This is a genomic window from Amphritea balenae (assembly GCF_003858655.1).
GTDB classification, from domain to species: domain Bacteria; phylum Pseudomonadota; class Gammaproteobacteria; order Pseudomonadales; family Balneatricaceae; genus Amphritea; species Amphritea balenae.
In genome coordinates, this window is sequence record NZ_RQXV01000008.1 from 138,610 (window position 1) to 164,693 (window position 26,084).

The 26,084-nt window shown below is 47.9% G+C and carries 29 protein-coding genes; 14 read left to right on the plus strand and 15 right to left on the minus strand.

Annotation, left to right across the window (positions count from 1 at the left end):
- Nucleotides 1-127 precede the first annotated feature (127 nt).
- From hisD to EHS89_RS14490, 9 genes are all read right to left on the minus strand, one after another.
- Nucleotides 128-1,435, minus strand: coding sequence for a histidinol dehydrogenase (gene hisD / locus EHS89_RS14450; protein WP_124926868.1), 1,308 nt, complete (start codon nucleotides 1,433-1,435; stop codon nucleotides 128-130).
- Nucleotides 1,435-2,088, minus strand: a complete 654-nt coding sequence (gene hisG, locus EHS89_RS14455; RefSeq protein ID WP_124926869.1) for an ATP phosphoribosyltransferase — start codon at nucleotides 2,086-2,088, stop codon at nucleotides 1,435-1,437. Before hisG ends, hisD begins: the two co-directional genes overlap by 1 nt.
- A 70-nt stretch (nucleotides 2,089-2,158) precedes the next feature.
- Nucleotides 2,159-3,421, minus strand: a complete 1,263-nt coding sequence (gene murA, locus EHS89_RS14460) for a UDP-N-acetylglucosamine 1-carboxyvinyltransferase (protein WP_124926870.1) — start codon at nucleotides 3,419-3,421, stop codon at nucleotides 2,159-2,161.
- Between the two features lie 21 nt (nucleotides 3,422-3,442).
- Nucleotides 3,443-3,682 carry a BolA family protein gene (locus EHS89_RS14465; protein ID WP_124926871.1) on the minus strand — a complete coding sequence of 80 codons (240 nt, stop codon included), beginning with the start codon at nucleotides 3,680-3,682 and terminating at the stop codon, nucleotides 3,443-3,445.
- A 112-nt stretch (nucleotides 3,683-3,794) separates the two neighbouring features.
- Nucleotides 3,795-4,097 (minus strand): STAS domain-containing protein, encoded by a 303-nt coding sequence (locus EHS89_RS14470; RefSeq protein ID WP_124926872.1) that lies wholly within the window; start codon nucleotides 4,095-4,097, stop codon nucleotides 3,795-3,797.
- Nucleotides 4,097-4,732 carry an MlaC/ttg2D family ABC transporter substrate-binding protein gene (locus EHS89_RS14475; RefSeq protein ID WP_124926873.1) on the minus strand — a complete coding sequence of 212 codons (636 nt, stop codon included), beginning with the start codon at nucleotides 4,730-4,732 and terminating at the stop codon, nucleotides 4,097-4,099. The genes EHS89_RS14470 and EHS89_RS14475 overlap by 1 nt, the downstream gene beginning before the upstream one ends.
- 15 nt (nucleotides 4,733-4,747) lie before the next feature.
- On the minus strand, nucleotides 4,748-5,206 hold the full coding sequence (gene mlaD / locus EHS89_RS14480; RefSeq protein ID WP_124926874.1) for an outer membrane lipid asymmetry maintenance protein MlaD: 459 nt from the start codon (nucleotides 5,204-5,206) through the stop codon (nucleotides 4,748-4,750).
- 2 nt (nucleotides 5,207-5,208) lie between these two features.
- A complete protein-coding gene (mlaE, locus tag EHS89_RS14485) occupies nucleotides 5,209-6,000 on the minus strand; it encodes a lipid asymmetry maintenance ABC transporter permease subunit MlaE (protein WP_124926984.1) in 792 nt (263 codons plus the stop codon).
- Nucleotides 6,000-6,809 (minus strand): ATP-binding cassette domain-containing protein, encoded by an 810-nt coding sequence (locus EHS89_RS14490; protein WP_124926875.1) that lies wholly within the window; start codon nucleotides 6,807-6,809, stop codon nucleotides 6,000-6,002. Before EHS89_RS14490 ends, mlaE begins: the two co-directional genes overlap by 1 nt.
- A 255-nt stretch (nucleotides 6,810-7,064) precedes the next feature.
- Between EHS89_RS14490 and EHS89_RS14495 the strand changes: the two genes are divergently transcribed.
- The 13 genes from EHS89_RS14495 (at nucleotide 7,065) to yjgA (ending at nucleotide 17,068) form a co-directional block, all read left to right on the plus strand.
- On the plus strand, nucleotides 7,065-8,018 hold the full coding sequence (locus EHS89_RS14495; protein ID WP_124926876.1) for a calcium/sodium antiporter: 954 nt from the start codon (nucleotides 7,065-7,067) through the stop codon (nucleotides 8,016-8,018).
- 27 nt (nucleotides 8,019-8,045) lie between these two features.
- On the plus strand, nucleotides 8,046-9,020 hold the full coding sequence (locus EHS89_RS14500) for a KpsF/GutQ family sugar-phosphate isomerase (protein WP_124926877.1): 975 nt from the start codon (nucleotides 8,046-8,048) through the stop codon (nucleotides 9,018-9,020).
- Entirely contained in the window at nucleotides 9,021-9,554 is a 534-nt protein-coding gene (locus EHS89_RS14505; protein WP_124926878.1) for a KdsC family phosphatase, read from the plus strand.
- On the plus strand, nucleotides 9,554-10,123 hold the full coding sequence (gene lptC / locus EHS89_RS14510; RefSeq protein WP_124926879.1) for an LPS export ABC transporter periplasmic protein LptC: 570 nt from the start codon (nucleotides 9,554-9,556) through the stop codon (nucleotides 10,121-10,123). Before EHS89_RS14505 ends, lptC begins: the two co-directional genes overlap by 1 nt.
- Complete coding sequence (gene lptA, locus EHS89_RS14515) at nucleotides 10,113-10,691, plus strand: lipopolysaccharide transport periplasmic protein LptA (protein WP_124926880.1); 579 nt, start codon at nucleotides 10,113-10,115, stop codon at nucleotides 10,689-10,691. Before lptC ends, lptA begins: the two co-directional genes overlap by 11 nt.
- Nucleotides 10,688-11,413: an LPS export ABC transporter ATP-binding protein gene (gene lptB, locus EHS89_RS14520; RefSeq protein ID WP_124926881.1), complete on the plus strand. Its 726-nt coding sequence runs from the start codon at nucleotides 10,688-10,690 to the stop codon at nucleotides 11,411-11,413. Before lptA ends, lptB begins: the two co-directional genes overlap by 4 nt.
- Before the next feature lie 146 nt (nucleotides 11,414-11,559).
- Nucleotides 11,560-13,065 (plus strand): RNA polymerase factor sigma-54, encoded by a 1,506-nt coding sequence (locus EHS89_RS14525; RefSeq protein ID WP_124926882.1) that lies wholly within the window; start codon nucleotides 11,560-11,562, stop codon nucleotides 13,063-13,065.
- 59 nt (nucleotides 13,066-13,124) lie between these two features.
- Nucleotides 13,125-13,415 (plus strand): ribosome hibernation promoting factor, encoded by a 291-nt coding sequence (gene hpf / locus EHS89_RS14530; protein ID WP_124926883.1) that lies wholly within the window; start codon nucleotides 13,125-13,127, stop codon nucleotides 13,413-13,415.
- Nucleotides 13,416-13,423: 8 nt separating this feature from the next.
- Nucleotides 13,424-13,882 (plus strand): PTS IIA-like nitrogen regulatory protein PtsN, encoded by a 459-nt coding sequence (ptsN, locus tag EHS89_RS14535; protein WP_124926884.1) that lies wholly within the window; start codon nucleotides 13,424-13,426, stop codon nucleotides 13,880-13,882.
- Nucleotides 13,883-13,884: 2 nt separating this feature from the next.
- A complete protein-coding gene (gene rapZ, locus EHS89_RS14540) occupies nucleotides 13,885-14,742 on the plus strand; it encodes an RNase adapter RapZ (RefSeq protein WP_124926885.1) in 858 nt (285 codons plus the stop codon).
- A 20-nt stretch (nucleotides 14,743-14,762) separates the two neighbouring features.
- Nucleotides 14,763-15,032 (plus strand): HPr family phosphocarrier protein, encoded by a 270-nt coding sequence (locus EHS89_RS14545; protein WP_124926886.1) that lies wholly within the window; start codon nucleotides 14,763-14,765, stop codon nucleotides 15,030-15,032.
- A gap of 127 nt (nucleotides 15,033-15,159) precedes the next feature.
- Nucleotides 15,160-16,509: a magnesium transporter gene (gene mgtE / locus EHS89_RS14550; RefSeq protein ID WP_124926887.1), complete on the plus strand. Its 1,350-nt coding sequence runs from the start codon at nucleotides 15,160-15,162 to the stop codon at nucleotides 16,507-16,509.
- A 22-nt stretch (nucleotides 16,510-16,531) separates the two neighbouring features.
- On the plus strand, nucleotides 16,532-17,068 hold the full coding sequence (yjgA, locus tag EHS89_RS14555; protein ID WP_124926888.1) for a ribosome biogenesis factor YjgA: 537 nt from the start codon (nucleotides 16,532-16,534) through the stop codon (nucleotides 17,066-17,068).
- 5 nt (nucleotides 17,069-17,073) lie between these two features.
- Here the strand turns inward: yjgA and EHS89_RS14560 are convergent, their stop codons facing one another.
- From EHS89_RS14560 to EHS89_RS14585, 6 genes are read right to left on the minus strand one after another with little or no spacing between them, the layout of a single operon-like run.
- On the minus strand, nucleotides 17,074-21,042 hold the full coding sequence (locus tag EHS89_RS14560; RefSeq protein ID WP_188885288.1) for a YhdP family protein: 3,969 nt from the start codon (nucleotides 21,040-21,042) through the stop codon (nucleotides 17,074-17,076).
- 2 nt (nucleotides 21,043-21,044) lie between these two features.
- A complete protein-coding gene (gene rng / locus EHS89_RS14565; RefSeq protein ID WP_124926890.1) occupies nucleotides 21,045-22,529 on the minus strand; it encodes a ribonuclease G in 1,485 nt (494 codons plus the stop codon).
- 21 nt (nucleotides 22,530-22,550) lie between these two features.
- Nucleotides 22,551-23,138, minus strand: coding sequence for a Maf family protein (locus tag EHS89_RS14570; protein ID WP_276330365.1), 588 nt, complete (start codon nucleotides 23,136-23,138; stop codon nucleotides 22,551-22,553).
- Between the two features lie 13 nt (nucleotides 23,139-23,151).
- Nucleotides 23,152-23,637 carry a rod shape-determining protein MreD gene (gene mreD / locus EHS89_RS14575; RefSeq protein ID WP_124926891.1) on the minus strand — a complete coding sequence of 162 codons (486 nt, stop codon included), beginning with the start codon at nucleotides 23,635-23,637 and terminating at the stop codon, nucleotides 23,152-23,154.
- Nucleotides 23,630-24,538, minus strand: a complete 909-nt coding sequence (gene mreC / locus EHS89_RS14580; protein WP_338080808.1) for a rod shape-determining protein MreC — start codon at nucleotides 24,536-24,538, stop codon at nucleotides 23,630-23,632. Before mreC ends, mreD begins: the two co-directional genes overlap by 8 nt.
- A 54-nt stretch (nucleotides 24,539-24,592) precedes the next feature.
- The gene (locus tag EHS89_RS14585) at nucleotides 24,593-25,636 is read right to left on the minus strand and encodes a rod shape-determining protein (protein WP_124926893.1); all 1,044 of its coding nucleotides are present in this window, start codon (nucleotides 25,634-25,636) and stop codon (nucleotides 24,593-24,595) included.
- 156 nt (nucleotides 25,637-25,792) lie between these two features.
- Here EHS89_RS14585 and gatC point away from each other — a divergent pair, with 156 nt between their 5' ends.
- Nucleotides 25,793-26,080, plus strand: a complete 288-nt coding sequence (gene gatC, locus EHS89_RS14590; protein WP_124926894.1) for an Asp-tRNA(Asn)/Glu-tRNA(Gln) amidotransferase subunit GatC — start codon at nucleotides 25,793-25,795, stop codon at nucleotides 26,078-26,080.
- Nucleotides 26,081-26,084 lie beyond the last annotated feature (4 nt).

Below are 26,084 nucleotides of genomic sequence, written 5' to 3' on the forward strand. Positions count from 1 at the left end.
GCTGCCGAAATCAGGTAATTCATGCGACAAAAAAAGCCCCGCTACTGCGAGGCTTTTTTATGTTCTCAGGAACCTGTTTTATCAACAGAGAACTGAGCTACTGATTACTTTCAGCCAGCTTTAAGTCTCAACCTTTAATACGATACTCAGCCGAACGAGCGTGAGCAGTCAGGCTTTCACCCCGCGCTAATACTGAAGCCACCTTACCCATTTCCGATGCACCATCTTCTGAGAACATAATCAGAGATGAACGCTTCTGGAAATCGTATACACCTAAAGGCGAAGAGAATCGTGCTGTACCAGAGGTCGGCAGTACGTGATTGGGTCCCGCGCAGTAATCACCCAGAGCCTCTGCAGTATAACGACCCATAAAGATCGCACCGGCATGCTTAATCAGCGGCAACAGCGCCTGTGGATCTGCCACAGACAGTTCCAGGTGCTCTGGTGCTATACGATTATTTACCCGTGCAGCTTCTTCCAGGTCGGTAACTTTGATCAGTGCCGCCCGGTCTGCCAGAGATCGGGAAATGATCGCCTCACGCTCCATGGTCGGCAGCAGCTTTTCTATACTGACAGCAACCTGGTCAAGAAACTCAGCATCATTACTAATCAGGATCGGCTGAGCATCTTCATCATGCTCTGCCTGAGAGAACAGGTCCATCGCAATCCAGTCGGGATCGGTCTGGCCATCGCAGATAACCAGAATTTCTGATGGCCCGGCGATCATATCGATACCGACAGTACCGTATACAGCCCGCTTCGCCGTCGCGACAAAGATATTTCCCGGACCGACTATCTTATCCACCCGGGGAATGGTTTTAGTACCATAAGCCAGTGCAGCAACAGCTTGCGCACCGCCAATACCAAAGGCACGGTCGACACCGGCCAGGGCCGCTGCAGCTAAGACCAGTTGATTGACCTCACCATCCGGCGTAGGCACAACCATAATCAATTCTTCAACACCGGCTACATGCGCCGGAATTGCATTCATCAGTACAGAAGAAGGATAGGAAGCCTTACCACCCGGCACATAGAGCCCGGCTTTATCCATTGGCGTCACTTTCTGCCCCAGCAAAGTGCCGTCTGCTTCCTGATACTGCCAGGATTCACCTTTCTGACGCTCGTGATAATCCCGCACCCGCTGGGCCGCAATCGTCAACGCTTCTCGCTGTTCTTCCGGCAGAGAGTCTAACGCATGCTGTAATTCGGACTGAGAAAACTCAAGCTCAGCCATAGAAGCAACATTAAGGCGGTCAAATCGGTTCGTATATTCTACTACTGCAGCATCTCCGTCTGCTTTAACTCGCTGGAGAATTTCGTCAACAACCTGGTTTACTTCTTTGTTTGAGACCGATTCCCATGCTAACAGCTTATCCAACTGTTCACTGAAATCGTCTTGCTGGCTGTCGAGTCGCAGCACTTCTATTTTTGCCATTATGATTCAACCTTCTCTTTCCGAGCCTCGACTGCAGCAGATAGCAGCTCCAGAATCGGCTGAATCTGGCGGTGTTTCATTTTCATTGCGGCTTTACCAACCACCAGACGAGAGCTGACATAGCAAATGTCATCCATCGGCTCCAGCCCGTTTGCACGCAAAGTATTTCCGGTATCGACTATATCGACGATGCGATCAGCCAGCCCCATAATAGGCGCAAGTTCCATTGCACCGTAGAGCTTAATGATATCTACCTGACGGCCCTGACGAGCAAAGTACTCTTTCGTCACGTTGACAAACTTAGTCGCAACTTTCATGCGGCCTTCAACCGGCGCGGCATTCTTCATTCCCGCCACCATCAAGCGGCACTTAGCAATATCAAGATCAAGCGGCTCGTACAGGCTTTTAGCACCGTACTCCAGCAATACATCTTTACCCGCCACGCCCATATCCGCACCACCATTTTCAACGTAGGTAGGCACGTCAGTTGCGCGGATAACAACCAGCTTAATATTGTCATGGTTGGTATCGAAAATCAGCTTACGACTGCTGAAGATATCTTCAGCTGGCATAATATTAGCCGCTTCTAATAACGGCAAAGTGTCTTTCAGAATACGCCCTTTCGATAGCGCAATTGTCAGGTTCTGTTTCATATTCGCTGTTTCGTTACCACTTAATATTCAGGTCTGGCGGTTAGGCTAGCCTGCTAATGCTAAATTCCTGTTAACCCGGAACCCGCTTAATTTTCGCACCCAGAAGCTGGAGCTTCTCTTCAATACACTCATAGCCGCGATCTATATGGTAGATACGTTCAATCATCGTATCCCCTTTTGCCACCATTGCAGCAATCACCAAACTGGCTGATGCCCGAAGATCAGTCGCCATTACCGGCGCTGCGGTTAGCTCTTCAACACCTTCGGTGGTTGCGGTATTGCCATCAATAGCGACTTTAGCCCCCATACGCAGCAGTTCCTGCATATGCATAAAGCGATTTTCAAAAATAGTTTCTTTAATTCGACTATGGCCTTCAGCCACAATATTCATCGCAGCAAACTGTGCCTGCATATCGGTCGGAAAAGCAGGATATGGTGCAGTAGTAAGATCGACCGCTTTAGGACGCTTACCCTTCATATCCAGACTGATCCAGTCCTCACCTGTTTCAATTTCAGCCCCGGCATCTTCCAGCTTCTGCAACACGGCATCGAGAATATCGGGACGGGTGTTTTTACACTTAACCTTACCCCGGGTTGCAGCAGCGGCAACCAGATAAGTACCGGTCTCAATTCGATCGGCAATAACCGGGAAGTGACAACTTTTAAGAGACTTAACACCATTAACAATAATAGTATCGGTGCCATGACCGGTAATATCAGCACCCATTGCGATCAGGAACTCTGCCAGATCGACAATTTCCGGTTCGCGCGCCGCATTTTCAATAATTGACTGGCCTTCAGCCAGGGCTGCAGCCATCAGGATATTCTCAGTACCGGTTACAGTAACAATATCAAAGAATACCCGACCACCTTTGAGACGACCGTCACAAGTGGCACGAATAAAGCCTTCTTCCACTGTAATTTCTGCACCCAGCGCTTCCAACCCCTTAAGATGCAAATCAACAGGCCGGCTACCGATAGCACAACCACCAGGCAGAGACACTTCGGCATGACCGAAATGAGCCAGTAAGGGACCTAGCACCAGAATCGAGGCGCGCATGGTTTTCACCAGTTCATAGGGCGCAACGGTTGAGTTCAGAGTAGTCGCATCAATCTCAACCCGCAGTTTCTCATCTATGGTCAGATCAACACCCATCTGCCGTAACAGCTCAAGCATGGTTGTAATGTCATGCAGATGCGGCAGGTTGCTAATGGTCACCGGCTCATCAGCAAGCAGAGTAGCGGCCAGAATCGGCAGTGCAGAATTTTTTGCACCAGAAATGCGTACATCACCTTCCAGACGGCATCCGCCGGAAATAATCAGTTTATCCATGGAATAAAGTCTCTATACGCTTCAGTTCTGCTCAGCCCACTGGGCACGAGTAAAGGTCTTGATTGTCAGCGCATGAATACTACCATCAGCGATTTGATCAGCCAGGCAAGCATAAACAGTTTGCTGTTTCTTAACCGGACGCATACCTTCAAACAGATCCCCGACCACGGTCACTGAAAAATTACAGCCTTCACCTTCAGGATAAACGTCGCAGCCTTCCAGGTTAGCTTCAAGAATCTGTTTTACTTCTTCGATTTGCATGCAGAATACCAATGAAAATTGGGGGGAAAATAATTAGCCGGCAATAATAGCCGAAATAAAGAGAAAAGGCGATTTTAGACGTTCCACCGCCTGTAGTGTTTATCTAAACACCTTATTTGCCTGTGAAGCCTAACCCCTGCTGATCCAACCCCACCAGATGCGCAATTGCGCTTAGCTCTTGCGGTACATTCTCGGCAGAAATGTGAACCTTATGCTGGTTTGCAAACCGCTGTAGGCAGAGCCATAGCGATAATGCCGCGCTATCGACCTTTTCTACCCTGCCAAAGTCTATGCAGAGCTGATCAGTCGTCAGCATCGCCCGTTCTAACTCAGCCCGAACCTGTGTTACAGAACTAAAGAGCAGATCACCTTTGATCTGCGCTTTGTTTTCAGACAATATGATCTGATTCGACATTAGCTGTTCTTCTTTTCTGCTTTGTCGTCAATCGCGAGCTTCCAATCTGAAATAACTTGTTCCACACTGCCTCCGGCTTTAGAAACCATATCGGAGAACTGGTTCTTAAAATTCAACCGCAAATTAATACCATCCACCAGTACATTGACCAGTTTCCAGCCTTCATTCTGTTTCAGCATATAATAAACCAGAGTGTACTGATCACCTTTTGCTGAATAGATATAGACACTAACAATCTGTTTTTCCGGTTTCGGGCTCGGTTTACCTTGTGGTGCTATTTCATAGCGAACAATATCAAAATCCGCCAGAGACTTAGAAAAAGTACGTACCATGGTTTCTTTAAACACCGATGAGAACTCTGACTGCAACGCTTTATCAACCCGACGGTAATACTTCCCCATTACCCGCTTCGATACATAGTCAAAATCCACCACAGGATCCAGAATCAACTCAATCTCACTCAATAAAAGATCAATTTCTTCTGGCTGCTGAAGCTCAGTGCGATTAAGCGCCTGCATCATCTTTGTTGATGCTTGCTCAACCGTATCCCTGGCACCATCCCATGACGCCTGTGCAGCAGAAACACTTAAAAATAAAACCAGTACCGAAATAAACCGGGCAATATAATTAAACATAAAAATCCTTATTCCTTAGTCTGTCGCCTTATTAAACAGGAACTTACCCACCAATTCTTCTAACACCAACGCCGACTGAGTATCTTCAATATAGTCGCCATCAGCCAGCAGTTCATCATCGGCTCCTGAAGTAACACCAATATATTTCTCTCCTAACAAACCTGACGTCAGGATAGATGCTGAACTATCGATAGTCAGAAAGTCTGCATCGGCATTAATTTGCATCTCTACCCGGGCCATTAACTGATCCGGGTCCAGCGAGATATTAGTCACCTGCCCAATATGTACGCCGGACATAGTCACTTTGGCACGAGAACTCAGGCCTCCGGTGTTTTCAAACAGGGCATATATTTTATACGACCCCTCCTGTTTATTCAGACTCAGGCCACTGACATTTACCGCAAGCACTATCAGTGAGATTAATCCCACCAACATAAAGACACCTACTCCCAGCTCAACACCACGGATACGCATTCTTAAATATCTCCAAACATCAAAGCAGTCAAAATAAAGTCCAGCCCTAATACCGCAAGTGATGAGTACACGACAGTTTTAGTCGTCGACTCACTTATTCCTTGCGCGGTAGGCACTGCATCGTAACCCTGATAAACCGCAATCCAGGTTACAACTAAACCAAATACCTGAGCTTTAATCAGGCCGTTAACAACATCATCAACAAAATCGACCGAGTTCTGCATATTGCCCCAGAACGAGCCTTCATAAATTCCTAACCAGTCTACGCCAACCAGCATGCCACCCCAGATACCCACCGCACAAAAAATCATCGATAAAATAGGCAGACAGATGAAGCCCGCCCAAAATCGGGGCGCAACGATACGGCGCAGTGGATCCACGCCAATCATTTCCATACTTGAAAGTTGTTCGGTTGCTTTCATCAAGCCAATTTCAGAGGTCAGCGCGGAGCCCGCTCGACCGGCAAATAGCAAAGCTGTGACTACAGGCCCCAGCTCCCGCACCAGACTCAGCGCAACCATCTGCCCTACCGCCTGTTCGGTACCGTAGTCCACCAGAATATTGTATCCCTGCAGCCCCAGCACCATGCCAATAAATAAGCCGGACACTAAAATAATTACCAGGGATAAAACCCCCACCGAATAGAGCTGACGAACCAATAACGGAAAAAACTCTAGCGGGGCAGGTTTAGCAACAAGCGCCTGAAATAAAATAATACCAGAGCGCCCCAACGCAGCAATTTTATCCAGGCCAAACAAGCCTATCTGTTCAAGTTTGCTGATTAAAGACTGCATCATTTAACCTCCAACAGGTCAGCACAATAATCATCTGCAGGGAAATGAAATGGCACAGGACCATCAGGCAACCCCTGCATAAACTGTCGAACCTGATCGGAGTCAACCTGTTGCAACTGCTCCGGGGTTCCCTGGGCAATCACACCTGCATCAGCGATAAGGTAGATATAATCAGCAATCCCTAATGTTTCCTGAATATCGTGTGACACAATAATACTGGTATGTCCCAGAGCCCGATTGAGCTTCTGAATCAAATTAACCAAAACCCCCATAGCAATAGGGTCCTGACCGGTAAATGGCTCATCGTACATAACCAGTTTAGGATCCAGAGCAATGGCACGGGCCAGTGCTACACGACGCGCCATACCGCCAGACAGTTCACTAGGCATCAATTTTGCCGCACCACGAAGGCCAACCGCCTGCAGCTTCATCAAGACTACATCACGAATCATATCTTCAGGCAGGTCGGTATGCACCCGAATAGGAAAGGCGACATTTTCGAACACATCCATATCCGTAAACAAAGCGCCACTCTGAAACAACATGCCCATTTTTTCACGGACATCGAACAGCTCTCTACGCCCAAGACGGGGAATATCGGCCCCATCCAATAATATCGATCCTGAATCAGGCTTCAACTGACCGCCAATCAATTTCAACAGTGTTGTTTTGCCGGTGCCGCTCGGCCCCATGATAGCTGTAATTCGGCCTCGGGGAATCCGTATATCCACATTGTCATAAATCAACCGCTCGCCACGATTGAACGACAAGTTCCGAATATCAATAATGATATCGTCAAAATAATCCATAAATATGATGACTCAAACAGATCAGATCAGGTTTTCATTAGCAGGCCCAAGGCCCGAACAACAATTAAGTTATATCTGAACAGGTTAACGATTGGTTAACAGCCAATAATAAGCTCTTAAAAATGGGAGCGAACTATAACATTGTTACCATAAAACGTGAATAAAACTGCTTTCACTTCCTCTAGCCTCTTGCACTAAAGGTCGAATACTCATTAAATATGCCTCCGTTTTAATCACAACTGAATATACTACCTGATGCTATATCCCATTATCGCTTTAATTATTGGCTTTATAATCCTGGTCTGGAGTGCTGATCGATTTGTTATCGGTGCTGCCGCAAGCGCAAAGAACTTTGGTATGTCGCCAATGTTAATTGGTCTGACCGTCGTTTCTTTTGGCACCTCGGCTCCTGAGATTTTAGTCTCTGCGATGGCGGCAACAACCGGGGCAGGTGGGCTGGCCGTAGGCAACGCATTGGGATCAAATATCGCCAATATCGGCCTGGTACTGGGTATTACAGCCCTGATCGCGCCATTGCCAGTAAAATCTAAAGTTCTGAAACAGGAAGTCCCTCTATTACTGGCGATTACACTACTCGCCGGCGGCGTGCTCTACGATCTTTACCTGGGCGGCTTTGACGCAATACTACTTTTACTTTCATTGATAGGATGCCTGTTCTTGTTTGCCCGTTTCCAACGTTCCGCCAGCGATGATGAGATTGCCGACGAAGAGGAAGAACTACCCGACCTTTCGACTGGCAAGGCCATATTCTGGCTACTCTTTGGCCTGACACTACTGGCAGGAAGCTCCCGGCTACTGGTTTGGGGTGCCACTGAAATTGCTTCAGCGATGGGTATAAGTGAACTGATTATTGGTCTCACCATTGTCGCTATTGGCACCAGCCTCCCAGAACTGGCTGCGTCCGTTGCCAGTGCACTTAAAGGGCACACAGATATTGCTCTGGGCAATATCGTAGGCTCAAACATCTTCAATATTGCGGCGGTGATGGCTGTACCAGGCTTTCTGGCTCCGGTTACGTTGGAATCCGTGGTACTCTGGCGGGACTATGGTGTTACATTCGGACTCACTGCATTGCTAGCAATTTTTGCTTTACTGCAACGACCACCAAAAATTAATCGTGCTGAAGGTGGTTTACTGGTAATTGCATATGCAGCGTATCTGGGTCTGCTATACAATATGAGTGTTTAATTCACTGCAGGAATAACTATTTCTATTATGAACAAAGATATAGATTTTTTAGCATCAGCCCGTCGTACTATCGAATTAGAGCGGGACGCAGTCAACGATCTGCTGAGTCAGCTTGACGGTGATTTTGAAAAAGCCTGCAAACTCGCTCTTAACTGCACAGGCCGTATCATCGTTACCGGCATGGGGAAAAGCGGACATATCGGTAACAAAATTGCCGCTACCCTGGCATCGACAGGCACCCCTTCATTCTTTGTTCACCCAGGCGAAGCCAGCCACGGTGATCTTGGTATGTTCACCCGTAACGATGTGGTTATAGCACTATCCAACTCAGGCGAAACCAGTGAAGTTTTATCTATTCTGCCCCTGATCAAACGGATGAATGCGCCCTTAATCAGCATTACCGGCAATCCTGATTCGACCCTGTCACGCGCGGGCGACGCCAGCCTTAACGTTACCATTACGGAAGAAGCCTGCCCATTGAATCTGGCACCCACATCAAGCACGACAGCGACACTGGTTGTTGGCGACGCACTAGCTATCGCTCTTCTGGAAGCTCGTGGTTTCAGTGCAGAAGATTTTGCTTTCTCTCACCCGGGAGGCAGCCTGGGTCGCAAACTGTTGCTTAAAGTTTCTGACATTATGCACAGCGGCGCTGATATCCCCCGTGTAAACGAAAAGACCATGCTTCACCAGGCATTAATAGAGGTCACCCAAAAACGACTGGGCATGACCACTGTCACCGATGAAGCCGGTGTGCTCCTGGGTATATTTACCGATGGTGACTTGCGTCGGGCACTGGATCATGAAGTCGATATGAAACAGACACCAATCACCGAGGTTATGACGACAGATTGCACCACTGTACATAGTGATATGCTCGCCGCCGAAGCGCTGCAAATTATGCAAGATAAGCAGATTAACTCGCTCATCGTGCTGGATCAGCAACAGCGTCCGGTCGGCGCCTTAAACATGCACGATATGCTAAAAGCAGGAGTCATCTGAATGGATCAGCTTAATGAGCAGCAAACTCAGAAATTAGCTCAGATTAAACTTGCTGTATTTGATGTCGACGGTGTACTGACCGATGGAAAATTGAATTTTCTGGCAGACGGTTCTGAAGTCAAAAACTTTAACACTCTGGACGGCCTGGGAATCAAACTACTGGCCCAAAGCGGTATCAAGACCGCGATCATCACGGGTCGCAGCTCCCCTCAGGTAGAACGTCGCGCTACTGCTCTGGGTATTGATTACCTCTATCAGGGACGTGAAGATAAAATCACCGCTTTACGGGAACTTTGGCAGGATACCGGTTTTAACGCTGATCAGACTGCCTATATTGGAGATGACCTTCCCGATCTGGCAGCGATTCGTGCCGCAGCGTTCGGCGCTACAGTCAATGGCGGTCACCCCTTCGTTGTCGAGCATGCAGACTGGTGTACAACCAGAACCGCAGGCAATGGCGCGGGGCGCGAATTCTGCGAAACCATTCTTGCAGGTCAGGGGAAACTTGAAGCACTCTACCAAGAGTACCTGTAATGTTAACCGGTCGAGCCCGACTTATCGCTGCCGCAGCTATTCTTATTCCTGCCGTTATCTATCTGGGCATGGATAATGAACGTCGACCAGAGTCGTCGGTTGAACAACCTAGTCCGGCTCACCAACAGTCAGATTATTATATTGTCGAAGCAAGGATTCGCGATTTTAATGATCTGGGACTTCTAAAGCAGCAGTTAAGCGCAAGACAGCTTGAGCATCAACCGGCAATGCAGCAGACTCTGGTAATAGAACCTAAACTGGTTCTACATAACAATGATCAGCCTGATAAGATAATTAGCAGCCAGACGGGTGTAATTCGTGATAATAATGAGCAGATTACCCTGGCCGGCAATGTTATCCTGCAAGACAACCCTGAGCCACGCCAGGCCTACAAACTACAAACGGAATCATTGCTGTTTTTACCTAAACAGAATCTGATTCAGTCCGAAAGCAGAGTAACCTTGTCCGGCAAAAGCGGTACAACAACGGCGACAGGCTTAAAAATCAATACGGATAGTGGCATCCTGACACTGCTATCGGATGTAAAAGGTGTGCACAATGTCAAATAACACAGTGAACCGACTCCTCACGTCCCTGATGTTATTATTGCCCTTCAACGCCATGGCTTTACCAGAAGACACACGTAAACCGATCCATATTAGCGCAGATACCGCCACCCGGAATGACCAGACCGGCATCACTATATATAAAGGGGATGTTGAACTGAGTCAGGGAAGCATGCGCATCACGGGGCAGCATATAGAACTGCGCCAGACCAACAACGGTGTATCTGCGATTATCGCTAAGGGCGGTCCTGCGCACTTTCAGCAGCGTCCAGCTAAAGACAAAGAGATAACGCATGCTTATGGACAAACGCTGGATTACAACATTAAGACCAAAGAGCTAAATATTACCGGCCAGGCTAAAGTCTCTCAGGGTAGTGATAGCTTCAGTGGTAATCGCATTGTTTACGACATGAATAACAGCACGGTTAAAGCATTTGGTGATAACCAGGATCAGGGACAGCGGGTACAGATGATAATACAGCCCAAAGCATCCCCTGACTCAGATAATGCTGAAAACACTAATACCGATACTAAGTCTAAACCCGATCCGAAGGAAACCAATCCTCAATGAGCCAACTCGAAGCAGTTAACCTGGCTAAGAGCTATAAAGGCCGCGCCGTTGTTAAAGATGTCTCTATGACGATCAACAGTGGTCAGATTGTTGGGCTACTCGGGCCTAACGGCGCAGGAAAAACCACTTGTTTTTATATGATTGTCGGCCTTGTCGATGCCGATCACGGTGGCATTAGCATTGATCAACAGGACCTCACCAGAGAACCTATGCACAGCCGGGCCCGTAAAGGCATTGGATATCTGCCACAAGAGGCATCTATCTTCCGAAAGCTCAGTGTGCACGACAACCTGATGGCGATACTGGAAACCCGAAAAGAACTCAATCGCTCGCAACGTAAACAAAAACTGGAAGAGTTACTGGAAGAATTTCATATCACCCACCTGAGTAACAGCCTGGGCATGAGCCTGTCTGGCGGTGAGCGACGTCGGGTCGAAATTGCCAGAGCCCTGGCTACTGAGCCTACTTTCATTCTGCTCGATGAGCCTTTTGCCGGGGTCGACCCAATCTCTGTTAGTGATATCAAGCAAACCGTTCGTCATTTGCAGAATAAAGGTATCGGTGTCTTAATTACAGATCATAACGTGCGAGAAACACTGGATATCTGTGAACAGGCATATATTGTCAGCGAAGGATTTATTCTTGCTGAAGGCACGCCGGAAGAGATACTGGCCAACCAGCAAGTTAAAGAAGCTTACCTGGGTGAACAATTCAGACTATAAACCTTATTAAGTGATAGGCTAAAGCTCTACGAGAAAGAGCGGTACTCTGGAAAACGCTGCGACAAAGCGTAATTAATATGCTTACTAAAAAGCACCATTAGTAAGCACTTCTAAAATGTTCTGGCTGTAAGAGAAAGCGATACTCTATGAAACAATCGTTACAATTAAAAATGGGTCAGCATCTAACGATGACACCTCAGCTACAACAGGCGATCCGCTTGCTACAGCTGTCCACGCTAGACCTACAGCAGGAGATTCAGGAAGCTCTCGAATCTAATCCCATGCTGGATGTTAACGAAGAAGATCAAAACAGCCCTGCCGAATCTGATGCAGACTCAACCAGTATTGAAACACTTAGCAGTGAAGCCAGCCAGGAAACCAAACCAGAAACCGAAGAAGTACAAGTAGCTGATAGCGACTGGAATGATGATATACCAGAAGAGCTGGCTACAGACAGCAACTGGGAAGACACTTTTCAAACCGCAACAACCTCTACCTCAAGTGCAAGTGACTTCGCAGATATGGGGCTGGAGTCTAATGATACCGCAGACGAAACCCTGCAAGACCACCTGAGCTGGCAGCTAAATCTGACACCGATGAGCGATATTGATCAGCTTATTGCGACCAGCATTATTGACGGTATCGATACCGATGGTTACCTGACGGTTACCCTTGATGCAATTCTGGAGCACTTTCAAAGTCAGGAAAGTGAGCAGTTAAACCAAATTGAGCTGGACGAAATTGAGGCCGTTTTACACCGGATTCAGCAGTTTGATCCTGCCGGCATCGCGGCCCGTGATTTAAGCGAATGTCTGGCGATTCAACTTCGCCAACTCCCTGAAAGTATCGAACACCGCACTGAAGCGCTTAAAGTCGTCACCCAATACATACATCTGCTGGGCAACCACGACTATAAGCAACTGATGCGTAAAGCGCGGCTTAAAGAGCCTCAGTTACTGGCAGCAATCAACCTGATCCAAACCCTGAACCCTAAGCCCGGGGCCATCATTACCAGCAGTCAGTCAGAATACGTGATACCCGACGTTTTGGTGAGTAAAGAAAAAGGCTTCTGGCAGGTTCAGCTCAATCCTGAAGTAGCACCAAAGCTGCGCATTAATGATGGCTATGCTGATCTGATTAAGCGTGCCGATAACAGTCCTGATAACACCTACCTGAAAAATCACCTTCAGGAAGCTCGTTGGTTCATTAAAAGCCTGTTAAGCCGAAATGACACATTGCTAAAAGTGACCCGGGAAATAGTCGCCCGACAGGAAGGATTTCTGGAGCACGGTGATGAAGCGATGCGCCCGATGGTGTTACACGATATTGCCGAAGCCGTTGAGATGCATGAATCAACCATATCCAGGGTCACTACCCAGAAATTTATGCACACTCCCAGAGGAATATTCGAGCTTAAATATTTCTTTTCCAGCCATGTCACCACGGCAACGGGAGGCACCTGCTCTTCTACAGCGATCAGAGCACTTATTAAAAAGCTTGTCGCCGCAGAAAGTCCGGTTAAACCACTCAGCGACAACAAGATCGCCCAGCTATTAGATGAACAGGGTATCAATGTCGCACGGCGAACCATTGCAAAATATAGAGAATCGCTTAGCATTCCTCCTTCTAATGAACGCAAGCGTCTGGTTTAATAACTTCATAATCATGGGAACCGGGCTTTATCCCGGAATAAGCAAACTAGGAGATTACCATGCAGATCAATATTACTGGTCACCACGTAGAATTAACTGAATCTATGAGCGAATATGTTGAGAGTAAGTTTGAGAAACTCGAGCGTCATTTCGATAACATCACTAACGCTCAGGTGATATTGAGTGTAGAGAAAACCCGCCAAAAAGCTGAAGCAGACGTACATGTAGCCGGTGGTCAGCTGTTTGCATCAAATGAACATGACGATATGTATGCGGCTATCGATGGCCTGATCGACAAACTTGATCGACAGGTTATTAAGCATAAAGAAAAGATGAAAACTCATAAGTAATATTGACGATGCTAATTTCTGACTTGTTAGCACCTTCCGGAGCGCTATGCGCTCTGGAAGGCGGAAGTAAAAAACGCATTCTTGAGATTGCCAGCCAACAGATCGCAGAGCTACATCCCGAATTGGAAGCTGAAGCAATCTTTACTGGTCTCATTAATCGTGAGCGGCTTGGTAGCACCGGTATCGGTGAAGGCGTCGCAATTCCTCACTGCCGTCTGGATGAATGCCAGCAGGCAACGGCTCTGCTGATTCAGCTAAACGAACCTATCGATTTTGATGCGATAGATTCCAATCCGGTCGACCTGCTATTCATTCTGTTAGTCCCTTCAGAAGCCTGTGATCAGCACCTCCAGACACTAGGCACACTGGCAGAACTGTTCAGCCAGGCCGCATTTAGAAACCGCTTGCGGGATGCTGAGACTGCCCAGGCACTTTATACTGCAGCGACAGAATTCAGGCCTTCCTGAATATGAAACTAATCGTTATCAGCGGGCGTTCCGGCTCGGGAAAATCAACTGCCCTACAGGCACTGGAAGATGTTGGCTTTTATTGTATTGATAACCTCCCCGCTCTGCTGCTACCAGAGCTGGTGAGCCAGATTCTCAGCGATAAAGATCACCCCGGTCAGTTAGCGGTTAGTATTGATGCCCGAAACCTGCAAAGTAATCTGAAACAGTTTCCGGCTATATTCCAACAATTAAAAAGTAACCCAGACGTTGATTGTGAAGTCATCTATCTCGATAGTTCTGAGGTCACTTTACTGAAACGTTATAGCGCTACCCGCAGAAAGCACCCTTTATCCGATGATAATCAGGGGCTTCAGGAAGCGATCAGCTATGAGCGCTCACTATTAGAGCCCGTCGCAGATCTGGCAGCGATTCGAATTGATACGACTCGCTTATCACTCTATGAACTGCGTGATAGCATTAAACTTCGTATTGCTCGTCGCTCAGCACAGGAACTATCACTACAATTTGAATCCTTTGGCTTCAAACATGGCGTGCCTTTGGATGTGGACTTCACCTTTGATGTCCGCTGCCTGCCAAACCCTTACTGGCTACCTGAATTACGCGGCCATACCGGATTAGAACAGCCCGTTATTGAATTTCTTGAACAGCAACCCAGCGTCCAAGAGATGCAGGATGATATCGTCACATATCTGGCTAAATGGCTACCAAGGTTTGAGCACAACAACCGCAGCTATATCACTATAGGCATAGGCTGTACCGGTGGTCAGCATCGTTCGGTCTATATTAGCGAACGACTAGCTGGTCATTTCCGGACAACTATGGATAATGTTCAGATACGTCACCGTGAACTCAACTGATTTAGGGATACTGAGGGACCATGCCGGAAAAACAGATAACCATCATCAACAAGCTAGGGCTTCACGCCCGAGCGGCAGCTAAACTGATCAATGTCACCAGCTCATTTTCATCTGATATTAAGCTGACAAAAGATGGCCGAGAGGTCGATGGTAAAAGTATCATGTCAGTAATGATGCTCGCAGCCAGCAAAGGGACTGATCTGACTATTTCAACGAGCGGCGAAGATGAGCAACAGGCACTAAATGCCATTGAAACACTGATTAACAACCGCTTTGATGAAGAAGAATAACCCGCACACCTTATTCCTTTAAAAACAATTCGCTATAATGCCTCAGATAGAAGACTGATTATGCTAGCTATCGGCATTCATTAATCAGTACTCGCCTCCTATTCGCCTGATCAACCGGGGCTAAACCATGACTGTATCGCACAGCGCCACAGAGCTTGATAAGCTAAATATAGCCCTTGAAGAAGGTGCGTTTAAGCAGATCAGTCATACCCTGAATAACACTCTGCGCCCCTCAGAAGTAGCACACCTGATTGAGAAATCGCCACCGAAAGAGCGTCACCTGCTCTGGAGTCTGATTCATCAGGATCTGGAGGCTGAAGTACTACAGGATCTGGGTGACGATGTTCAGGCTGAAATCCTGAGCCGGATGAACACCTCAGAAGTACTGGCGATTACCGAGTCACTGGAAACCGATGACCTGGCAGATGTGATGCAGCAGCTGCCAGAAACCGTTATGCGCGAGCTATTGCGTTCAATGGACCATCAGGACCGCGAACGTCTGGAAAAAGTCCTTTCCTATCCGGAGGATACAGCTGGCGGACTAATGAATACTGACGCCATTACGATCCGGCCTGACATCACCATTGAAGCTGCGCTTCGTTATCTGCGCCGCCATGATGAACTGCCAGAAATGACCGACAGTTTGTTTGTGGTAAGCCGGAAAGACTCATATGTTGGCACCCTGCCCCTTACCAGGATGTTGGTCAGCGATCCAAATAGCACGGTACGGGAGATGATGGCCACTGACACTCCACCGATTGCTGCGGAGATGGCCGATGATAAAGTCGCTCAACTGTTTGAGCAGGAAGACCTGGTCTCTGCACCGGTTGTTGATGAAAACAATAAAATATTGGGCCGGATAACTATCGATGACGTGGTTGATGTTATCAGAGAGGATGCAGATCACTCTCTGATGAGCATGGCCGGTCTGGACGAAGACGAAGACACCTTCGCCCCCATTTTGAAAACAACCCGCCGCAGAGCCGTCTGGCTGGGTATTAATCTGATAACCGCCTTCATTGCCTCCGCAGTAATCGGAGTGTTTGAAGATACTATTGAAAAAGTGGTGGCACTCGCAGTACTGATGCCAATTGTCGCGAGCATGGGCGGCATAGCCGGTAGTCAGGTTCTCACCCTGATGATACGCGGCCAGGCACTGGGTCACGTAGAACGATCAAACGCCGGCTGGCTATTAAACCGGGAAATTATCGTAGGCGTCCTCAACGGCCTGTTATGGGCTATTGTCGTTGCCGTTATCGCTGTCCTCTGGTTTCAGGATACAACCATAGGTATCATCATCGGCTGCGCTATTGTCATCAACCTGTTTGCCGCTGCACTTGCCGGCACCCTGCTGCCGATCATCCTTAAAGCGTGGGGCATTGACCCGGCACTGGCGGGCAGCGTACTTCTGACTACTATTACCGATGTAGTTGGATTTTTAGCATTTCTCGGTCTGGCTACATTTTTCTACAGCTAGGTCGGGTATTTAAGAGATTACTATGAGCCAAAACGACGATTTTAACCAATCAGACGAATATGAGTCTGACGAAGAATGGGTATCAAAATCCCAACGTAAACGAGAGGTAGAGGGGCTGCAAGAGTTGGGCGCCAAACTACCAGGCCTGAATAAAGAGCAACTCAATAAAATCCCTATGGGTGATGCTCTACGTAGTGCAGTTGAAGAAGCTCAACGCCTGCAGCCCCGCTCAGAAGCAAGTCGTCGACAAGCACAATATATCGGTCGGCTAATGCGCGACGAAGATCCAGTCGCCATTCAAACAGCATTAGATCAGTTTGAAGCTGGCAAACAGGCACACCTTCAGATTTTCCACAAACTGGAACGTTGGCGTGATCGTCTTATTTTAGGTGATAACAGTGATCTGAAGGCCTACCTAGAAGAAGACTCCAGTGCGGACATTCAACACCTGCGTCAACTTCTGCGTAACGCCCAGAAAGAGGCTAAGCAGGGTAAGCCGCCAGTCGCTGCACGTAAACTGTTTAAATATCTGCGGGAGCGCGCCGAAGCTCGTCTGTAACTTGCTTATTTGACTGCAGAGCCTTTATTCGAAGGCTCTGTATTCGCCTCCTTATTTTGCTGCAGCAACTCCACCTTCGGATCACTCCAGTCCCCTTCCATGGTGTAAGTCACTGTCGCGATCTCTTTCTTTACTTTATCGCCAATCAATTTGTCGAGTAGAAATGCGACCCCTGCAACCTGTGGCGCGCCTAACAGAAAAGCAGCCAAAGGCAGGTTATCTGTTACCGGCAAAGTAACAGCCATCTGCTTATTAACCGTTTCATGAACGAGATCAATATCGCCACTCATCGCCATATCCACAGAAGGGCCGCGCAGCACAAAAGGCTCATTCGAGGTCGCCACACCATTAATAATTCGATAATCACCCTGCATCTTATCGAAGGCGATGCCCTTAGCAAAAAGGTCCGCGAAATCCAGCTTTAAACGTCGCCCCAGCGCATTCATATTCAAAATACCAAATACTCGTAAAAAGCCGCTACCACTGCCTGCACTCACTATACGGCCATCTCTCGCTGTGAACTTAGCACTGCCACTCAGATCATCTATAGAATAGTCCCAGGGAGCTCCTAGCCAGCTAAAGACTAACCAGGTCTTCATAGACTTAGTTTTCATCACCGAATCAAAGCCTGCGCTGGTCAGCGCCTGATCTAAATTACCTGCTTCTATTTTAAGCGTTAGCTCACTCACAGACGTAGTGCCTGGCTTCCACACCAACTGCCCTGTGGCATTGAGGCCGGGCATTTCACCCGTAATATTCTCGATATAGGTTGTCTGATTCCGGTTACGAACATTGAAGCCCCAATTCCCCCAACGCTTATCTTTAAGCACAAGGTTATTCACTTCGATATCGAGGTCCGGCATATTTCCAGGCTGATCTGGCACTGCTCTGACATTAGCATCATTAGTCACAGGATTTTCAGCTTCAGATAGCGCCTTAGTGGCTAATAACCGATCCAGATTCAGATACTCAAAGCGTATCACCGGCGGCACTTGAGCATCATCCGGGATGATTATCTGAGAATCCAGGTCAAGTCCACTTAAACTGATTAACCAGCTATTCGGCTCACGATTCAATTCAGTTTTAACTGCATTCAGCTCCATATCCAGGTAGCTAAGAGAGCCAATATGCAGCATTCCCTGAACAGCTAAACCGACATCTGATTTACCCTTGCCATCCTGCCCTTTACTAACCGCGCTTTTACTATCTGATCCGGCATTCGCGGTCTGGCCATCCGCCAAAATACCGCCCTTGCTCAACATCATACTGAGCTGTTCATATTCCAGACGGTCCAACTCCCCCTGTATACTCAGCCCTGCATAGCTGGAAGGCTTAGCCTCCTGGCCGCCTAACACAAGAGTTCCCTTACTCAGACGATCATCTTTGAGCTGCAACCAGGCCCTTAACTTTTCACCCAATGCGATATTAAAGGTTTGTGGTGAACTGAAATCCGTTCGAAGTAACAACGGCTTTACAGCGCCTTTTTCCTTACTGAATGGTGCTATCAAATTAAGCTGGCTTTGTGCTAAATCAGATTGCACGGTCAAACCAGAACAGTCTGCCTTAATACAGATATCCAGATCAGCCTGATAGGGCTGAACACCCTCAGCCAACGCTAATAGCTCTATACCACTCCACTTCCTCAACTGATCAAATCGAACTGTCGAGTTTATACGGGTACGAATTTTCTCTTGAACCCCGCTGCCACTAGTGGAGATATCGGCAGTAAGAGGATAACCAAAAAACTGCCCTTTAATGGCGCTTGAATATAGGCCTTTATCATTCCGATAGCCCACCCCACCAGCAAGCTTAGAAAAACTTAAATTTCGTTTATCTGATGCCAGTGTTAGCTGAGTAAACGATGATCCAACATCGATATCAGGCTCGCCACCACGTAACGGGATATTGAGTCTCAAATCAGTAGTTGCTTGCCCCGACAACGTCCAATCGGCAAGCTCCCGGTTCTTTCCTGACATAACGGGGCTTTCGAGCAGTGTCTCAAATATATCGCCAGCCCCGCCATTTACCTGCCCAATCAGACGTAAATTCTGTGAACCTGGCGCCAGATAAAGCCAGCTATGAGCAATATCGCTATTCTTTATCTTGCCGTCAGAAAGACTAATTTGCATACCCTGATCACGTAACAAGAAACCCGCAGAAGCATTGGTAACTTCCGGCCAGCCCGGCTGGTAATCGATATTAGCATCGGCAATATCCAGATATAACTGAATCCTGGGAGGCTGCAAGGAAGGAATATCTCTGGTGCCGGTATGCAACATAAAGCCACCCTGATTCAGATGACCTTTTTTAACTGACTGGCTAACCCACTGTTTAATACCGGGATCAAGAAAATAATCAGGGATCAACTCAGGTGCCAGGCTGGCATCCGAACCTTTCAGACCGATCAGCAAAGTCAGTTCACTCTGAATCTCCCGCGTTAAAGGCAGATAGAGACTCCAGCGTCCCGCCGCGTTAATACCGGGCTTTTGCAGCTCAACATGTTCACTTTGCAGATGCAGAGTGTTCTGCTTCAGGCTGATATGGGTTACTCCCCGGGCTGAATCAAACACCCAACCTTGCTTAAATACCGAAGGAAAGTGCAGGCCCAATTGTTCACTTTCCAGGTCAACCCGCCCTTCAAGCCCCTGTTCAGCGGAATAATTCATCTGCAATAAGCCGTCGATACCGCTCATTGCGGGTGCACCATAGACGCCAGCAAACCCTACAGCATCCAGGTCCGCTTCAAACTTCAGATCTAACCAGTCAGTTTTCTCTGTATGTGGCCATTTAACGGAAATATTATGCAGTACCCCTTTCGGGCTTACCTTTTCTAACAGGGCTGATATATTTTCGGGTACAAAGCTTTGCGACTGAGCAAATGCCTTCGTCTTATCCAGATCAAGCACATCAAGTGAGACGGAATGAACCTGGCCTTTTTGACGATCAACAACCAGCTGAGGCAGTAGCAGTGAATGGCCATCAACAAGGGCACTAAATTCGCTGACTTGTAACTGAAAGTGCCCCCTCTGCGGCTGCAACAAGGCGAAATCAGTAGACAAATCCTGAATCAATAAGGGCTGCGATAACTGCTCTGATGTCGCTGAAACCTGAATCCGATCACTATCCAGATTACCGAATATCTTAGTTAACCTGCCATCAGACCAGTTACCCCATATTTCTGAATTCAGCTCCAGTTGCTCTAATTCAGCAGGCAATGGAAATAGCTCCCGGGATAACTGCAATAAGCGATTATCGACTCCAGCCAGGCTCATATAAAAATCAAAATTAGTTGTTTTTGGATCGAAGCGATAACTGTCAGACTCAATTTTCAGGATAGCCGCCGCTGTTTTTTCCTCATACTCAACTAGTAGCTCACCGGAAAAATGATGCTGACTCTGACTGTTTTCAAGGTTTACTGCGGGACTCCGTAACTCTAATTCTGCGCCAGAAGGCAAAGAAAGATCTAAACGGGTATCGTAAAAAAATATATGGGGTTGCAGCCATAAAAGCGCGAGAGGATCAGCAGCACTATCTTTAGTCGTCGCGGAGGATGTTGCTTTCTTTTTTGCAGGATCAGGCCAGCTGATAAAATCGACCTTACTGTGTAATGACCAGATTTCCACTCTGCTTAAAACAGGCTGAAACTGTAACAAGCTACTTACAGGATTGAGGCCAAGTACTATCTGATCGACGCTGATCTGCCCAATATTACGGGATCGATGATCACTAATCAGGACATCCTGAATCAGCAATGTGGGAAAACGTCCCTCCCAACTGGCATTAATATCGCCAACCGTCACCTGGGTACGCATTCGCTCACTCAGGTATTGCTCTATCTCCACGCGATACTCCGATACCGCAGGCAACAGCTGCCTCACAGCAACGGTCAACAAAGCAATAGTCAGAATCAGAACTACCAGCAACCAGCCAAGCCAGCGGTTCAGGCTCCGGAAAAGCTGCGAGGAGAAGAACACAGTTACCTCAATACCACATCATACTGTTCTGGCCCGTACATAGGCTCAACCTGGAAGCGAATTGTTTTACTAATAAAGGCCTCCAGCTCAGCCACATGATCCGAAGCCTCGTCCAGTAACATTTCAACCACTCTTTCGGCTGCTAAAACCAGATATGTATCGGTATCATAAGCCCGATGCTGACGTAATATCTCACGGAAAATCTCATAACAAACAGTTTCAGGAGTCTTAATTGAGCCTCGCCCCTGACAATGGTTACAAGGTTCACAGAGTACATGCTCAAGACTTTCCCGGGTACGCTTACGCGTCATCTCAACCAAGCCAAGCTCTGAAACGCCTGTAACTTTGCACTTAACATGATCCTTATCCAAAACCCGTTCCAGCGTTCGCAGTACCTGACGCTGATGGTCAGCATCAACCATATCGATAAAGTCGATAATGATTATGCCACCCAGATTACGTAACCTGAGCTGACGCCCTATCGCGGTGGCAGCTTCAAGATTGGTTTTAAAAATCGTTTCTTCAAGGTTACGGTGCCCGACATAGCCACCCGTATTAATATCGACGGTGGTCATGGCTTCGGTCTGATCAAAAATCAGATAACCTCCGGACTTCAATTCCACCTTACGACCCAGAGCCTTTTGAATCTCTTCTTCAATATTATATAAATCGAAGATAGGACGCTCGCCTGGATAATATTCAAGAACATTACTAATCTCAGGCACCAGCGCGGTAGCGAAGTGTTGCGACTTCTGGAACGTCTCTTTTGAGTCAACCCGGATCCGCTCTACTCCCGCATGGGCCATATCACGCAGAGCACGCATATTGAGCGGCAAATCTTCATAAATACAGGAAGGCGCAGTAAACTCATTCATCTTACGGGCAATAGAGTCCCATAAGCGGCATAAGAACAGAACATCTTGCTTTAATTCAATTTCAGAAACACCTTCAGAAACCGTCCGCAGGATAAAACCACCCACCTTCGTTTGCTGATCTTCGATACTGGCAACAACTTCTTCAACCATACCTTTCAGGCGTTCCCGCTCGTCAGTATCTTCGATGCGCTGAGAGATACCGATATGTTCGTTCCCCGGCATATACACCAGATAACGTGAAGGTATAGATAGATGAGTAGTCAGCCGGGCCCCTTTTGTACCGATAGGATCTTTCGTGACCTGTACGACCAGAGCCTGACCTTCCCTTAGTAGCCTGTTGATCGTCAGATTACTTTTACCGTTGCCGTTCTCTGAAGCGGTTTCCGGATGTTGTAACTCATCAACATGGATAAACGCGGCTCGCTCCAACCCGATATCGACAAAAGCCGCTTGCATGCCAGGCAGTACCCGTACTACTTTGCCTTTGTAGATATTACCGACAATACCGCGCCGCTCTGCCCGCTCAACATAAATCTCCTGCGGCATCCCGTTTTCAATAACAGCCACCCGGGTTTCAATCGGGGTAAAGTTGATCAGTATCTCTTCACTCATATTCCATCCCTAGCCAGCCAGCTATTGCCAGACAGCAATACCAAATGATTCAAGCAGTTGTTTTGTCTCTGCTAAAGGTAACCCGACAACCGCAGAATAACTGCCTTTTATACTAGCAACAAATACCGCACCAAGTCCCTGAATACCGTAGCCTCCGGCTTTATCACAAGGCTCCCCTGTATCCCAGTAGCGCTGACATTGCTGTATCGTTAATTCATGAAACCAGACTTCAGTAGTGACTACCCGACTACGGATTTGTTCCCCTCTAATCAGAGCTACCGCAGTCATTACCTGATGTTTGGTGCCAGAAAGCTGCTGCAACATCGTTAAACAGTGTTCACGATCAACAGGCTTACCTAAAATCTGTCCCTTCGAAACGACGACAGTGTCAGAACCCAGCACTACAACATTACCCTGACTTAAAGCCAGACCTGCCTGGGCTTTCTCACGGGCCATCCGTTCAACAAACATGCAGGCCGTTTCATCGGGTTTCGGTATTTCAGAAATATCAACAGGTCGCACCTGACAGGGCACAGAGATCTGCTGTAACAATTCCCGGCGACGGGGAGAAGCGGAAGCCAGGATTAACTCAGGCATATCAACAGACATTATCACCTCAAATTCAGCCAACTCTGAAGGTTCGGCGCAGGCTCCTCAAAATAACAAACAACCAGGGCCAGAGCAGCGCACTCACCAGAGCCGGTAACAAAAATATAAGGCTATCGCTGCGACTTCCCATCAAACCATGCACCCAGTTAAACACTAACTGATTGATGCCCACCAGCACCATCACCATGATCGCTTGCTGTACCAATGGAAACATTCGTAAGCGTTTATACAATATCTGAGTCAGATAACAGATAATCAACAGCGTCAGGACATTCAGTCCCAGAGGGCTACCCTTGATCAGATCCAATACTAATCCCACGGCAGTAGCCGTCCCCAGGCCAACCCGCTCAGGCAACGCCATAACCCAGTAGATAAGTATCATCACCACCCACTCAGGACGAAACCACTCTGCAAACTGTGGAAGAGGCATCTGGCTCAACATAAAGCCAACCAGAAAGGTCGCCAGTATAATTGAACCACCGCCGCGCTTATTACTCACCCGGGCTCTCCGTCACTTGCGATGCCTGTTCAGGTGTTATTTTACCCGCCTCGACTTCGTCCAACTCAGTTGGCAAAATCGTTGTCTGCGGCAGATCAACCAACAATATATGACGGCTCTTATTCAAGGTTGCAGTCGGTTCTGCCTTGACCAGTGCAAAAGACTGACCCGGATCACGCTTAACACTCACAATACGAGCAACCGGATAACCGCGGGGAAAACGACCACCTAATCCGGAAGACACTAACAGATCACCCTCACGAATATCGGCGGTATCCGGCACATGCCCCAGTTCTAACTGATTCACGGAACCATTTCCCAGAGCGATAGAACGAAAACCGTTACGGTTCACTTCAACAGGAATCGCGTGGCGGGAATCGGTTATCAGCATTGCCCGACTAGTGTAATGGCTCAGTTCAACAATCTGCCCCATGATACCGCCAGAGTCGAGCACTGCCTGCCCCACATAAGCGTTATCTTCAGAGCCACGATTAAGGATAATCTGATGTTGAAATGGATCAGGATTAACACCGATAAGCTCGGTCAGCATGACATCCTGCTCAAGACGCTTCCGCCCATCCATCAATTCACGCAAACGCAGATTTTCAGCCGTTAGCGATGCCACTTGCTGAACACGCTGCTTCAGCAACAGAGCTTCTTGTCGCAAACGTCGATTTTCATCAACAAGCTGAGTTCGGGTTACCAGGACATCACTGAGTTCATCGGCGACCTGCGCCGGTGTATCTACCACCCACTGCAGTGGTGTAATCAGAAGGGAAAGGTAGGCGCGCGTCTGATTCATTTTGGCCCATTTAAGGTCCATCACGATCAATACAACAGCGAGGGTCAGCAGAACGATAAAGCGGGCCTTTAAAGACCCGCCATTGAAAATGCTAGCGATGGAACACCCCCTTCAGGAAATGTCCCTTCAAACATGAAAAATTAACCATGTAGATTATTCAAATGTCAGTAGCTCGAATGCGTGTTTATCAAGCAACTCCAACGCACGGCCGCCACCTCGGGCAACACAGGTCAGAGGGTCTTCAGCCACAATAACCGGCAGTCCGGTCTCTTCGCTGATAAGCTTATCCAGATTACGTAGCAATGCACCACCACCGGTGAGTACGATACCTCGCTCAGCGATATCAGATGCAAGCTCAGGTGGACACTGCTCTAGTGCACTCTTAACAGACTGCACAATAGCAGACAGAGGCTCCTGTAGCGCTTCCATAATCTCGTTGCTGTTCAGGGTAAAGCTACGCGGAATACCTTCAGCCAGATTACGGCCTCTAACATCAATTTCGAAAGTTTCAGTTGAAGGATAGGCAGTACCTATCTCCTGCTTGATTCGCTCTGCCGTTGCGTCGCCGATCAGGCTGCCGTAGTTACGACGAATATAAGTCACAATACCTTCATCGAACCGATCGCCACCGACTCTGACAGATTCAGCGTAAACAATACCGTTAAGAGAGATAATAGCGATCTCCGTGGTACCACCACCGATATCAACCACCATCGAACCATTCGCCTCTTCAACAGGCAAGCCCGCACCAATGGCTGCGGCCATCGGTTCTTCAATCAGATATACCTCACGGGCACCTGCGCCCATGGCTGACTCTTTGATCGCCCTGCGTTCAACCTGAGTTGACTGACAAGGGACACATACCAACACCCGAGGGCTGGGAGTCAAAAAACTATTGTCATGCACTTTACTGATAAAGTGTTGCAACATCTTTTCAGTTACATGGAAGTCTGCGATAACGCCATCTTTCATTGGCCGGATTGCAGTAATATTGCCCGGCGTTCGGCCCAGCATCCGCTTTGCATCTGTACCCACTGCCGCAACGGATTTTTGTGCGCCATTACTACTCTGACGAATAGCAACTACAGAAGGTTCATTCAGTACAATGTCCTTATCGCGAACATAAATCAGGGTATTTGCAGTGCCCAAATCGATAGAGAGATCACTGGAAAATATCCCACGAATTTTCTTAAACATTGATTGTCCGCCTTTGATTGTGCTGCAGCACATTCGCTTGATCTAAAAAACAGGCCCACTGTAGCAACGGCGGGGATTTTGGGCAAGCCGCAAATGTGTTAACGTAGCGCTTTATTTTGATTCCAGACAACATCGCCAAGCTGTGAGAATTTAATAATGGCTCTAGACCGTTCTGACGTAGAAAAAATAGCCCATCTGGCCCGACTGCAAATTGCTGAGCAGGATGTCCAGGAATATGCAGAGAACCTGACCAGCATTCTCGACCTTGTCGACCAGATGCAGGCCGTAGATACCAGTGCTGTTGCGCCTATGGCGCATCCGCTTGATGCAGTGCAGCGCTTACGTATTGACGAAGTAACCGAGGGTAATCAAAGAGATAACCTGCAAACGGTTGCACCTGCAGTAGAGGCAGGCCTGTTCCAGGTTCCAAAAGTAATCGAATAACCCC